The 13877-nt window shown below is 50.1% G+C and carries 9 protein-coding genes; 7 read left to right on the top strand and 2 right to left on the bottom strand.

The window, feature by feature from the left end; translation table 11 throughout:
- Positions 1–3 precede the first annotated feature (3 nt).
- A complete protein-coding gene (locus MKX42_RS08080; RefSeq protein WP_340752053.1) occupies positions 4–654 on the top strand; it encodes a YdcF family protein in 651 nt (216 codons plus the stop codon).
- Positions 655–907: 253 nt separating this feature from the next.
- On the opposite strand, the gene MKX42_RS08085 is transcribed toward MKX42_RS08080, so the two are convergent.
- Positions 908–1603 (bottom strand): nuclear transport factor 2 family protein, encoded by a 696-nt coding sequence (locus MKX42_RS08085; protein ID WP_340752054.1) that lies wholly within the window; start codon positions 1601–1603, stop codon positions 908–910.
- A 176-nt stretch (positions 1604–1779) separates the two neighbouring features.
- On the opposite strand from MKX42_RS08085, the gene MKX42_RS08090 reads away from it, so the two are divergent.
- From MKX42_RS08090 to MKX42_RS08115, 6 genes are all read left to right on the top strand, one after another.
- Positions 1780–2706 (top strand): helix-turn-helix transcriptional regulator, encoded by a 927-nt coding sequence (locus tag MKX42_RS08090; protein ID WP_340752055.1) that lies wholly within the window; start codon positions 1780–1782, stop codon positions 2704–2706.
- A 228-nt stretch (positions 2707–2934) separates the two neighbouring features.
- Positions 2935–4272 carry a transcriptional regulator gene (locus MKX42_RS08095; RefSeq protein WP_340752056.1) on the top strand — a complete coding sequence of 446 codons (1338 nt, stop codon included), beginning with the start codon at positions 2935–2937 and terminating at the stop codon, positions 4270–4272.
- A gap of 470 nt (positions 4273–4742) precedes the next feature.
- Positions 4743–6101, top strand: coding sequence for a helix-turn-helix domain-containing protein (locus MKX42_RS08100; RefSeq protein ID WP_340752057.1), 1359 nt, complete (start codon positions 4743–4745; stop codon positions 6099–6101).
- A 121-nt stretch (positions 6102–6222) separates the two neighbouring features.
- Positions 6223–6375, top strand: a complete 153-nt coding sequence (locus MKX42_RS08105) for a hypothetical protein (RefSeq protein ID WP_340752058.1) — start codon at positions 6223–6225, stop codon at positions 6373–6375.
- Between the two features lie 98 nt (positions 6376–6473).
- A complete protein-coding gene (locus MKX42_RS08110; RefSeq protein ID WP_340752059.1) occupies positions 6474–8258 on the top strand; it encodes an aminopeptidase P family protein in 1785 nt (594 codons plus the stop codon).
- A gap of 148 nt (positions 8259–8406) precedes the next feature.
- Positions 8407–10596, top strand: coding sequence for an S-layer homology domain-containing protein (locus MKX42_RS08115; protein WP_340752060.1), 2190 nt, complete (start codon positions 8407–8409; stop codon positions 10594–10596).
- Positions 10597–10684: 88 nt separating this feature from the next.
- Here the strand turns inward: MKX42_RS08115 and MKX42_RS08120 are convergent, their stop codons facing one another.
- Positions 10685–13855, bottom strand: coding sequence for a hybrid sensor histidine kinase/response regulator (locus tag MKX42_RS08120; protein ID WP_340752061.1), 3171 nt, complete (start codon positions 13853–13855; stop codon positions 10685–10687).
- Positions 13856–13877 lie beyond the last annotated feature (22 nt).

The following is a 13877-nucleotide window of genomic DNA, read 5'->3' on the forward strand; positions in this document are numbered from 1 at the left end:
CTTATGAGCCGTAACCTAACTAGGACCAAGATGGGCAAGCGCAGAAAAAGAATTCTTTTTCTGTTCTTGCCCCTTCTGTTAATGCTCTTGCTGTTCCTGTGTGCGGGACGCTTCCTTCCGCTCTCGGAGATTCCCAAGCAGGCCGATGTCATTATCGTCCTCAGTGGCGGGGGAGGGCGGGTGGAGCAAGGGGTTAAGCTGTTTCAAAGTGGCTATGCGCCGCAGCTCCTGTTGTCTAACGCTAAGGAGGGGGCCGGCTCTGCCGGTGACATGCGCGAAACTGCCCTCTCCTTAGGCATCCCGGAATCTGCTATCTTGACGGAAGACGCTGCCGAGAGCACCTACCAGAACGCGCAGCTCACGCTCCCGATCATGAAGCAGAAGGGCTTCAAGTCGGCGATTGTGGTGTCGTCGGATTTTCATATGCGGCGGGTGAAGATTATCTTCGATCATGTGTATAGGAAGTCGGGGATTGCGCTGACTTATATCGGGGCGGATTCGGGCTATAACGCGAAGACGTGGTGGAGTGACCGGTATAGCCGGGAGATGACGTTTAACGAATATATCAAGATGATTGGCAATGCCTTCGGCTACAATGGCCCGGAAGCGAAGGGGTCGCTGGAGCAGATTAAGCGCTGGTTCCGCAGTGGTTGAAGCAGGGGGGACAGTAGAGGCAGCAGCTTTGCAATTGTGATACCAGGACGACAGAGACCTTATGTGACTACTAGGTGTTTCTGCTGAATCATAACGCCGCGAAGCTGGCGGGATTGCCTGTCCGGAAGTTGCCGGATATAATAACAGGATTCTAACAAAGAAGACATAGACGATGTTCATATGCAGCAGGTTATCTTTTCGATAACCTGCTCTTTATCTTGATTTACCTTAATTTAATTATCCACTATCATCTTTATACACCTGACACTACGATATTCAAGGCTTTGATTTTCCCGTTATTAAGCTTGAAGCGGAAATCCAGTGGAATTGGACTGCCCTTGAAATTACCTGAAATCGTGGCGGTGACCACCGTTTCGTCATTTTTCTCCACACAATTGTTGACTTCAGTCCTACCCGCGGCGTCCCTGTTGGCCTTCACAATAAACTTGCTGATAACTTCGGGACCATGAAATTCTTCTCCATTGTCAACTAATATGGCATCCTCTGCAAAGCAGTTAGCGAGAAGGTCGTCGTCACAGATATCTGAGGCATGATAATAGGCTGCAATAGGCTGCGGTAAAGGAATTGCCTTACTGTTAGAGGAAAGAACATTGTGCAGGCGTGTAATCTTATCTCCATCCACAGTAAAATGAAAATCAAAATAAAGGGGGTCAGGTAGTCCGGTTTTGTCGTAATTTCCGTCTGATTGTGCGGTAACAACGATCTCCTTGGCATTCTCAACAACATTTTTGATTTCCAGTCTTAAGCCTACTCCGAAATAGTCGTGGTCGCTCCACTCTTTGATAGCGGTTTTCCCGTGATATTCTTTGCCAGCGTCGAAAACAATGGCATCCTCGGCAAAGATCGAAAGGAAGGTCGCGGGATCATTTGTATTTGTCGCATGAAAATGTTCCTCAACCGGTCGGGGGAATTGGATTTTGTTTATCATAATCATCATTCTCCTTTATAATGTGCGGACAACGCCGCAGCTCAATTACAGTTCTTAATATAAAGGACAAAACCTGACAACAGCCCGTCTGGTTTTGGATTAATAATAAATATGTGAATATGACACACCGCTGTCGTGTTTAGAACGATATACTGTATTTGAATTGAGGTGATTGAATGCAGATCAGCAGACTTTTCGGCATTGTTTATTACTTGCTGGAGAAAAAAGAATCTACGGGGCAAGAGCTTGCCGACCGTTTTGAAGTATCGGTTAGAACCATATATCGCGATATTGAGACCTTAAGCAGTGCTGGCATACCTGTCTATACGAATCAAGGCAGAGGCGGCGGAATCGTCATTCTTGACAAATTTATACTAAACAAGTCGTTACTTTCTGAAAAAGAACAGGATGAAATACTGCTCGCCTTGCAGAATCTATCAGCAGCGCGGTATCCGGAAATTGAGACTATTCTTTCACGATTAAGCAGCCTTTTCAAAAAGAGCGATGTGAATTGGATTGAATTGGACTTTTCTCCCTGGGGAAGTGATGAAAGAAACAAAGAAAATTTCAATGCACTAAAAATGGCAATTATAAGCAAACATATTATTATATTTGAATATTTCAATACCTCAGGTGTGAAAAGCTTACGCAGGGTTGAGCCGCTTAAGTTGATTTTTAAGGATAAGGCATGGTATTTGAAAGCGTATTGCTATGATAAAAGAACATACAGAACATTCAAAATATCCCGTATGGCAAATATCGAAATCACTGAAGAGGTTGTGGAGCAAGAGACATTAGTGGAATCTGAGGCTGAAGCGACAGATAATCAATTTCAGAAATTTATTGATATTCGGTTAAAGATCTCTCCGGCGGGAGCGTATAGAATATACGATGACTTTAGTGAAAAACAAATAACAAAACATGAAGATGGATCTTTTACTGTTAATGCATCCATGCCCGAAGGAGATTGGCTTTCAAATTACTTTCTCTCTTATGGCCCGATTATTGAAGCGATGGAGCCTGAAAGTCTACGGGATGCTGTGATGAGCAAGATAGAGGTGATGATAGGGAATTTGAATCGAAAGGGTGGCCCTGCCTTATGAGACCCCTAGGGTCTCTTTTTTTTTGCCCTTATGGCAAACGGGTTGCCTGTAGTTCACGGATTAGACTAATCTGCAGCAGTCTACGTTATTGACCATTGGAATAATGTGACATATTATTACAACTATAAAAGAAATTATATTGGATTCCAGTTAGGTGGTGTTTGCATGGTCCCTACTACTAGAACTATGATACGTGATCTATTAGCGTTGCATTTGTCGCAGAAGGGAATGTCTATTCATCAATTTTCCATACAATCCGGAATTAATTCAGGAACGCTTAGCCGGATACTTAGTGGTCATCAGCCCATTGCTATGAACCATCTGGAGCGAATCACCAAGGCGATGGATCTGCCAGAGGATCATTTCTATAGCTTATATGTGGATGAATGTTTCTATTTCTCGTCACCCACTTGGCGGCGTCTGCGGCCTTTTCTTGTGCGGTCGGCTGAGCTGGGCCGTCTGGATTGCGTTGAACAGGTGGTTCAGAATCTGCTGGAGAATCTGGTCTATGCCCCCATGCTGTTCGAAGTGGCTGAAGGACTGTTTCAAGAGGGGCTGTGGCAGGCTGCCGAATTATTGTATAAGAATGTGAGTGTCAGTGAGAAGTATCAGAATTCCGAGAGACTCGCGTTATGCCAATACCGTCTATTCCGAATCGCCATTGGTGATGACCAGACGAAGAATTTGCAGGCTGCGCATCTCTTCGAATGTTACCTGGACCGGCTGGATGAAGCGGATCAGTTAGATGGATTGAAGCATCTCGCTCATGTATATGTTTCATTGAACAACTGGCTTAAGGTGGATGAGTTGGCAAAGCAAATGCAGCAATTAGCGACTCTTCGTTATAATCTCCAGCGTCAGTCGGACCGCAGAGAGAGTAACGAGGAAAAAACTGAGAAACCACTGTACTTCTACATCTTGTACGCACAGCTTATCCGTTCATATGTGTGTGAACAAATAGGAGACTACCCATCGGCATTAGATTGGGTGTCCCTCTATATGGATGGAAGCTGGATACAGGAAGACGATGGAGAAGTGAAGCGGACTGTGGCTCAGTTCCATGAGTGGGGTACCGCAAACAGACTACTCTATCGAGTGATGCAAGGACAACACGAGGCGCTCTCTGAATATGTTGAATATATCTCCCACCGGACAGATGAGATATTTACAGCGTTATACAGTATTGTCATATCGGCTAACCGCTACAATTGGAATGTTGATTATATTCTGGAGCGATTTGCTGCCTATATTCCTTACCGGACGTATTCTACAGAATTTGGCGATTATAATCGGCAGGTTATGTTGGACCAACACACTCAATTCCTTGCTGAAATGGCAGCCTATTATTTACATAATGAACGTGAAGAAGGTATTAGATTCATCCTACAAAGTTTGGAATCGTCTGCTAGAATCAATGATGAGAGAAATATTATCAAATGTGTTGATCTATTCGAACAGCATCGGCATCTGGCAGGTGAAGAAGAGCAAGAGCAATACAAACTTCTAATTAGAGAGGTGCAGGTTTCACATGAACAGAAAATTTATCAAGCTTCTAGCTTCCTGTAGTCTGGCTATTGCAATTATTATACCGGTTGCTACTACTGAGACCGTAGCAAATATCAGCATTCAAAGTTTTATTCAAACTATGGGCCACGGTATAGGTGGCGGTTGATGCTTACTGGGCAGCAGCGTTATTTTGATGATTGGCAATGCCTTCGGCTACAATGGCCCGGAAGCTAAGGGTTCGTTGGAGCAGATCAAGCGCTGGTTCCTCAGGTAACGGGGTACGAGGACTGGCAATGGGTGAAGCTGTGGTAACACCGGTGGAAGAAACGGCTACGCAAATGTGATATCGGATGACAGAGACCTTACGAGACCCCTAGGGTCTCTATTTTTTTGCCATCATGGCAAACGGGTTGCCAGTTCACGGATTGTACTAATCTGCAGCATTCTAAATTATTGACGATTGGAATAATGTGACATATTATTACAACTATAAAAGAAATTATATTGGATTCCAGTTAGGTGGTGTTTGCATGGTCTCTACTAGAACTATGATTCGCGATCAATTAGCGTTGTATTTGTCGCAGAAGGGAATGCCTATTAATCAATTCTCGGGACAATCCGGAATTAATTCAGGAACGCTTAGCCGGATACTAAGTGGTCACCAGCCCATTGCGATGAACCATCTGGAGCGAATTACCAAGGCGATGGATCTGCCGGAGGATCATTTCTATAGCTTTTACGTGGATGAATGTTTCTATTTCTCGTCACCCACCTGGCGGCGTCTGCGGCCTTTTCTTGTGCGCTCGGCTGAACTGGGCCGTCTGGATTGCGTTGAGCAGGTGGTTCAGAATCTGCTGGAGAATCTGGTCTATGCCCCCATGCTGTTCGAAGTGGCTGAAGGACTGTTTCAAGAGGGGCTGTGGCAGGCTGCCGAATTATTGTATAAGAATGTGAGTGTCAGTGAGAAGTATCAGAATTCCGAGAGACTCGCGTTATGCCAATACCGTCTATTCCGAATCGCCATTGGTGACGACCAGACGCGGAATTTGCAGGCGGCGTATATCTTCGAAGGTTACCTGGACCGGCTGGATGAAGCGGATCAATTGGACGGGGTGAATCATTTGGGTCATGTCTATGGTTCAATGAATCAGTGGCATAAGGTGGATGAACTGGCGAAGAAGATGCTGCAATTAGCAACTCTTCGTTATAATCTCCAGCGGCAGTCTAACCGTAGAGAGAGTGACGAGAAAAAAACCGAAAAACCCCTATACTTCTATATCCTGTATGCACAGCTTATCCGTTCAACTGTGTGTGAGGAATTAGGAGACTTCAATTCGGCATTAGATTGGGTGTCCCTCTATATGGATGGGAACTGGATACAGGAAAACAATGAAGAAGTGAAGCGAACTGTAGCTCAGTTCCAGGAGTGGGGTACCGCAAACAGGCTGCTTTATCGGGTAATGGGAGGACAATATGAGGCGCTCTCTGACTATGTTGCATATATATCCGATCGACCAGATGAGATATTTATAGCGTTATACAATATTATCTTGTCGGCTAACCGCTATGACTGGAATGTTGATTCTATTCTGGAGCGTTTTGCTGCCTATCTCCCTTGCCGTACTAATCTTGCAGAATATGGGATTCTTCATAACAAACAAATCATAACCAACCAATACACTCAATTCCTTGCTGAATTAGCAGCCTATTATTTAAATAACAAGCGCAAAGAAGGAATTGGATTTATCCTGCAAAGCTTGGAATCGTCCGCTAGAATCAATAACGAGAGCAATGTAATCAAATGTGTCGATCTGTTCGGGCAGCATCGGAATCAAGCAAATGAAGAAGAGAACGAACAATACAAAGTTCAGATTGGAGCATACCTATAAAGTGTCTTTTTACAAAAAAAGTAATGCTATTCCCCCTTACCCTCCACAATGCGACAAACAAACCAGGTATCCCGGTCTATAATTAGGAGCAAATCTATTTATAGTCTGGGAGAAATGGACCATGCCCAATTATTATTTTAGGGAAATGTGGACACCGCTGCGCTTGTTCGGGATCAGATTCTACCGGGATGACCAGGACCGGATGTGGATCAAGAAGGGGAAGCAGCGGCGGAAGCTGGTACGGAAAGGCGATAGTGACACGATGGAGACCTGAGGGTCTTCATCTTTTTTTTGCGGCGTCTTTTCTTTTTTTCCATGAAATGCAGGTGTATGATGGTTCAGTAGACTAGATAGAGAGAAGGAGATGCTGATATGTTGCCGAAGGAGAAAGTACATAAGCTAAGAGAATGGATGGCGGAGCGCGGGATAGCGGCCTGTGTGGTATTAAGCGGGGATGCGCACTTAAGTGAATATGAGGGGGAGCACTGGAAAAGCCGCCGCTGGATTACCGGCTTCACCGGTTCCGCCGGAACGGCTGTGATCACGTTAGCGGATGCTGGCTTGTGGACGGATGGCAGGTACTATATTCAGGCGGAGCGGGAGCTTGCGGGCTCGGGCATCCGTATGTTCCGTATGGCTGAGCCGGGCGTCCCGCAATGGGATGAATGGCTGGCAGAGGAATTACCGCAAGGCGCACGTATGGCCGTAGACGGCAGAACGTTGTCCGTAACCGCTATGAAGGGCTTGCAGGCCAAGTTCGCGGCGAAAGGGATTCAGACGATTACAGATCTCGACCCGGTGGGGACGATATGGACGGACCGGCCAGCCATTCCGGCCGAGCCGCTAATGCTGCATGATGAAGAGTATGCAGGTCTCAGCCGGGTGGACAAGCTGGAGCAGGTCCGGCAGGGGATGAAGCGTAAGGGCGCTGATTATTATGTGCTGTCCGCGCTGGATGATCTGTGCTGGCTGTTCAACATCCGGGGACGGGATATCCCGTTCAATCCGTATGTGACCGCTTTTGCCATTGTAGGGGTAGATCATGCAAGCTTGTTCGCCGGAGGACATAAGGCCACCCCGGAAGATAAGCAGACGCTGGCCCGGGATGGCGTGGAGATCAGGGAGTATGAGGACATCCTTCCGTTCCTGCAGACGCTCCCGGAAGCGGCTTCCGTGTTGTATGATCCGAACAAAACCGGATATAGTCTGGCGGCGGCCATCCCGGAATCCGCTCATCCTATAGAAGCGCCGGGTCTTGTGGTGGCCCTTAAGTCGATCAAGAACGAGGTGGAGATCCGTAATATCCGTGATGTCTATTTGAAGGACGCGGCCGCCTTGGTCGGACTGTTCAAATGGCTGCAGGAGACGGTTCCGCTCCGTCCGGTGACCGAGCTTGAAGCCGATGAGAAGGGGCTGGAGCTGCGGCGGCAGCAGCCGTTATTCGCTGAGCTAAGCTTCTCCAGTATCTCTGCCTACGGAGCGAATGCTGCGATGATGCACTACTCGCCGTCCGCCGATCATCCGGTAGAGCTGGAAGCCAGAGGCCTGTATCTGCTGGATTCGGGCTCGCACTTCCAGAACGGGACAACGGATATCACCCGCACGCTGGCGCTTGGCCCGCTGACGGATGAGGAGAAGAGAGATTTTACACTGGTGCTGAAGTCTGTGATTGCGCTGTCTACGGCCAAGTTCCTCTATGGCTCCACCGGATCTACCCTCGACATTCTCGCCCGGGGGCCGATGTGGGATCATGGCCTTGATTACAAGTGCGGAACCGGACATGGTGTGGGCTATTACTCCAATGTGCATGAAGAGCCGCAGCGGTTCAGCTTTAAGCCGAATGAGGTCCGCCTGGAGCCTGGGATGATCATCACGGTGGAGCCGGGAGTCTATAAGGAAGGCCGTCATGGTATCCGTACAGAGAACACGCTGCTGATTACGGAGGATGTGACTACGGAGTTCGGTAGATTCCTGAAGTTTGAAGACCTATGTTATTTGCCGATCGATACCCGGGCGATTGAGCCGTCTATGCTGAGCAGGGAGGAGCTGGACTGGGTGAACCACTATCATGCTGAGGTGTATGATAAGCTGGCTCCGCTGCTGGATGAGGAGCACCGGGCGTGGCTGAAGCGGGAGACGGCGGCGTTGGTGTTGTGAGGAAAATATTTTATATCTTAGGAACTATTACCTTGGTACTAATTGGAGTATAATTGTCTCTGCGAGTCTAGCAGGCTGCTCTCTTAAGCATATTAATAGAAGAGTGGACGGCCGGGGCTGCTTACTATGGTTGGGGGCGATGAGTGTGATGGCGAGAAGATGGAGAGTAGTATCGGCATGGGTGATGCTGCTGAGTATGCTGTGCGGGGGAGTGGCTAGTGCGGCAACGGTTGTAGAGCAGAAGACGTCTTATGTATTCGTGGATGTGAAGACCACATACTGGGCCAATGAAGCGATACAAAGTATGGCGAATCAAGGCATTATTACGGGGAACCCGGACGGGTCCTTTAAGCCTGAAGCGGCAATTACCAGAGAGCAGTTAGCCAAGCTGATTACATTGACCTTTGGACTTGATTTGGTCTCGGATGGAACGCAGACATTCTCGGATGTGGCTCCCTCCTCCTGGGCCTACAAATATGTGGAGACAGCCAAGGATTACCTGACCGGGTATTTTCCAGTGAAAGGCAAGCCGTTCTTCGATCCTCAGGCAAGCGCTACACGTGAAGATGTGGCTGTTGCCTTGGTACGTGCAATGGGGCTGGAGACGGATAATGTAGATGCGGACAACATTCTGCAGTACAGATTCGATGACTATGAGGATGTGACCCCTCAACTGGCGAAGGAAGTAGCGGTGGCTGTGGAGAATAAGCTGATTCAGGGCTTCCCGGACGGAACCTTCGGGCCGACTAGTCCGATTAACCGGGCTTCTGTAGCTACTTTGCTGTACCGCGTACTGAAGTCCTCCTATACTACCGCAACACAGGATGTGAAGCTGGACGTACAGGTGCCGGCACAGGTGTCGGACAGAACGGTCAAGCTTACGGGCAAAGTGAATGCGGACGCCAAGGTGTATATCAACGATGAAGAAGTAGAGAATGAGAATGGCTCTTTTGCCGAGGCGTATGATCTGGATGGGGGAGAGAAGGTCTACGAATTTGTCTTCAAGGCGGTTCTGCCGAACGGACGCTCGAATACAGTGACGAAGCAGGTGACCTATCAGACCTCCGGGCCGCAGCTTACCGTGCAGGCTCCTGAGACGTCCAATCAGCTTACGGCCAAAATCACCGGTAAAGTCAAGGACAGCGGCGATATGAATCCGGAAGTTACGGTTAATGATAAGACCGCCTATGTGGCTTACAACGGGGAATTCAGTGCGGATGTGACGCTGAAGGAAGGCGTTAACAAGATCGTGGTGACCGCAACGAATAAATATGATAAAAAAGCTGTGGTAGAGAAGCAGATTGTCGTGACCTTGGGCGGGCCTGTACTGACTCTGGATCTGATCCCGGAGAACAGCACCAGCAAGACGGTTACCCTGAGCGGAAAAGCGACCGACAAGAATGACAGCTATCCGAAGATCTATATAAATGATCAACTTGTAGGCGAATACGGCTCCTTCAACAAGACAGTAACGCTGAAAGAAGGGGCGAATACGTTTAACTTCAAGGCTACGAACAGCTTGGGCAAAAGCTCAGCGGTTATTACCAAGGTAATCACCTTTAATGTAGACGGACCTGTGCTGTCGCTCGATCAGATCCCGGAGACCAGCAGCAGCAAGACGGTAACCCTCAGTGGTAAAGCGACTGACAAGAATGACAGCTATCCGAAGATTTACATGAATGACGAACTTGTAGGGGAATATGGCTCCTTCAACAAGTCAGTAACGCTCAAAGAAGGAGTGAATACGTTCACCTTCAAGGCTGTTAACAGTCTGGGTAAAAGTTCGGCCGCTGCCACCAAAACGATTACCTTTGCTGTGGACAGTCCCGTGCTGACGCTTGATCTGATCCCCGAGACGAGCAGCGGCAAGACGGTTACCTTAAGCGGTAAGGCTAGTGACAAGAATGATAGCTATCCTAAGATCTACATGAACGACGCACTCGTAGGCGAATATGGATCCTTCAACAAGACGGTAACGCTCCAAGAAGGAACGAATACGTTTACCTTCAAAGCGACTAACAGCTTGGGCAAAAGCTCGGAGTCTGTGACCAAGACTATTACTTTTAACGTGAGTGAGCCGGTGCTGAAGCTGGATTATATTCCTGAGACGACCAAGACGAAACAGCTTACCTTGACTGGGAGTGTCACGGATGCAAACGACAGCAGTCCCAAAGTCTATCTGAATGACAAACTGATCAGCAGCTATGGCAGCTTCTATGAGTCGGTGACGCTGACAGAGGGCAGTAATACGTTCGTATTCAAGGTGACCAACAGCTTCGGTAAGATGGTTACAGTTGAGAAGACGGTGGTTTATACGCCGGAGGAGAGTAAAGAGTAAGTAGAGGAAAAATAACAATAACCCGCAGCGCCGGAGTCATCACTTCCGGTCTGCGGGTTATTTATGCTGCCGTTATGGAGCGGGCGGTTCAGCCCTGCCTCCGCTCAGGAATCACAAAGGATACTGTAGTGCCAACGTCAGGCTGGCTGCGGATCACGAGGCCTTCGCCGTAGAGCTGGGTCAGGCGCCGGTTGGTGTTCAGCAGGCCGATGCCGCGGTGGGCCTGGAAGGTGTCGTCGAGCAGGCGGGCCACCTGCTCCTCGCTCATGCCCTTGCCGTTATCCTCCACTTCGAAGGAGGTATAGCCCTTCTGGCGGTGAATGCGGACCTGGAGCTTGCCTCCGGCTTTGCGGCTCAGCAGGCCGTGTCTGACGGCATTTTCCACAAGCGGCTGGAGGGTGAGTGGAGGAAGCAGCAGCTCGATGCCGGGATCCACCTCCCATTCGATCTGCAGACGTTCCTCGAAGCGCGCCTTCTCAATGAAGAGATAGGATTCTATTAGCTCCAGCTCATGGGATAATCCAACGAGCTGCTGCGAATTCATATAATCGAAGCTGATGCGCAGGTAGGAGGAGAAGGCCTCGCCGAGATCACGCATCTTCGGCAGGTCGAATTCACTCAGCGCCAGCAGCGCGTTCAGCGTGTTGAACAGGAAATGCGGCTGAATCTGTGCCTGGAGATAAGCTGCCTCCATCCGCAGGCTCTGGGTAACGGACTGCTTCAGTCCGGTCAGTGAGCGGACCCGGTATTTCAGCTCCAGGGCGTCCACTGGCTTGGCGACATAATCATTCGCTCCGGCCAGGAAGCCGGTATAGATGTCCGCCGGCTGGTTGCGGGCCGTGAGCAGCAGGATCGGCAGCTCTGAGAGGGAGAAGCGCTGCCGGACGATCCGGGTTAATTCATAGCCGGACATGTACGGCATCATCACATCGGCGATCAGCAGTTCCCACGGCTCGGTGCCCAGCAGCTCCAGGGCTTCCTCTGCACTGGTGGCGGTCACCAGCTGATAATGCTCTGCCGAGAGCATGCTGGAGAGCACCTTGAGATTGACCGGATCATCGTCGACGGCCAGGATCAGAGATTTGGCTGCCCGGGAAGCATCCTGCATCTGCGGCGGAGTGGTTAACTCCACAGGGACTGTGAGATTGCGGATATCGGACTGCTGTAATAGCAGCCGGCTCTCCTCAAGCAGCAGCCCTTGCAGCTCCGGGTTGTCTTGCTGCCTTGCGGCGGCTGTATCCTGATTCGTCTCTTCCCGGGCCCCGGCAGAGGAGGCCAGCGGGAGGGTGAAGGTGAACACGGACCCTTTTCCCGGCTCGGAATCAACTGTGAGGTCTCCTCCGTGCAGCTCGGTCAGCTGCTTGCTGATGCTTAAGCCCAGACCGATGCCGCCGCCGTCAATGATGCCTTTGCTGCCTTGCTCATAGGGCGAGAAGATCCGCGCCTGCGTCACCTTGTCAATCCCTGCCCCGGTATCAGCTACGCTGATCCACGCAAGCTTGCCGTCGGCTGCAGCGGAGACGGTGACCGATCCGGCCTGCGTGTATTTGATGGCATTGTGCAGCAGGTTATAGAGGATCTGCACAATCCGCTTCTCATCCCCCCAGACCGGCGGCAATGAAGCGGGAAGCTCATTACGCAGCTGCAGCCTTTTGCCTTCGATCATGAATTCGAACATCCCCAGCACGCCCGAGACGAGCGAACCCATGGCCAGCGGCTCCCGCTGGAGCACAATCCGCTTCTCCTGCAGACGGGTCACATCGAGCAGATCGTTAAGCATCAGGGACATCCGGTGGCTGATCGTAATGAGCAGCTCCAGATCCTTAGAGCTCTGTTCGTCCAGCACCTGTTGTTCCTTGGAGGCTACAGTCTGGGCAATGCTGATAATGCCGTGCAGCGGTGTCCGCAGCTCATGGGAGGTATTGGCCAGGAATTCGTCTTTCTTCCGGTCGCTCTCCTTCAGCTGCAGGTTGAGCAGCCGGTTCTCCTCCGCATTGCGGAAGTACCGCTTGAACCAGTAAGAAGAGAAGCCGATAATGGCTGCAATGACATCTACAGGATAATACAGGATACTCCCCTTGGCATTTGATTCTATGGCTCCGCCAATTACGCTGGAGCCGATAGCGGCGGCGGCAAACAGCAGGAAGAAGGAATCCTGCTCCTGCCGCAGGACCATCCGGCCGATATAATAGATGACTCCGGCTACCGGAAGCAGGTAGAAGACCGAGAAGAACAGTCTGGCATAGACCACGTAATGTGCCGGTAAGATCAGAACATAAGCGGTATAGAGCAGGAGACCCAGCAGATAGATTTTGAACAGACGGCCGGGGCCCTCGTAGGCCGAGAAGCTGCGCGTCAGCAGCAGCATAAACAGAGACAACGCAGGATAGGCCAGCATTTTGAGCTTCAGTGCCCAGGTATAATTAATAGGGAACCAGAGCAGCAGAATCGTATCGTTATCGGCTACAATGGTAGCTGCTACTGCCATCAGCAGGAGGAAGAAGAGCAGGAACGCCCGTTGCTTCCGGTTAAAAAAGAATAAAATCCCCGCATACAGCGCGTGCAGCAGCATGATCATGAACGCCACCAGCTGGAAGCCGAGTGAATACATCCGTTCGCTATCCACCGCGGCTTGGGAGCCGAAACGGATCGACCTGACAATCCCGCCCTCCAGCGGATGGTCGTAGTTGGCTGCCCGGACGAGGAGAACAATCTCCTGTCTTCCCGGATTCTCGTAGGCTGCGGTGTAAGAGACCGCCTTAGGGATATAGTCCCCGCTATCCGTGGACAGCTTCCCGAAGCTGGTCTCTCTCTGCTCGTTAATATCGATGCTGGAGGTGGCCTGAATCCGCTGAATCCAGAAGCCATAAGACTCTGTCTGTGACGGGTCTACGAGTATGCGCAGCTTGTATGTACCATAGCCCAGAGAGGATTGCTCCCCTTCCGGGAAGCCGCTGCTCCAGTCACCGGGAACCTGGACCACATGCGGTGTGGCCGCAGCAAGTAGGGCGGAATCCTCGTAGCCCAGGAGCTGGCCGGGATAGAACTCCCATTCTCCATCCAGCTGGATGGAAGGGGAATTCATGAAGTCCCAGCCACGCATATCCAGCACACCTTGCTGTGCTTCGGGATGCTCAGACGCTGTATTGGCATTGAACCACAGATAGCGCAGACTGATCAGAATGGTTAAGTAGAGAAGCAGCAATAGAGCCTGCTTGGGGTTGAATCTGGCTCGTGCCTTCATTAGGTGTGTACTCATCGAGGTTATCTTCATCATACGG

The sequence above is a fragment of the Paenibacillus sp. FSL R7-0204 genome, assembly GCF_038002225.1.
Lineage (GTDB): Bacteria > Bacillota > Bacilli > Paenibacillales > Paenibacillaceae > Paenibacillus_AQ.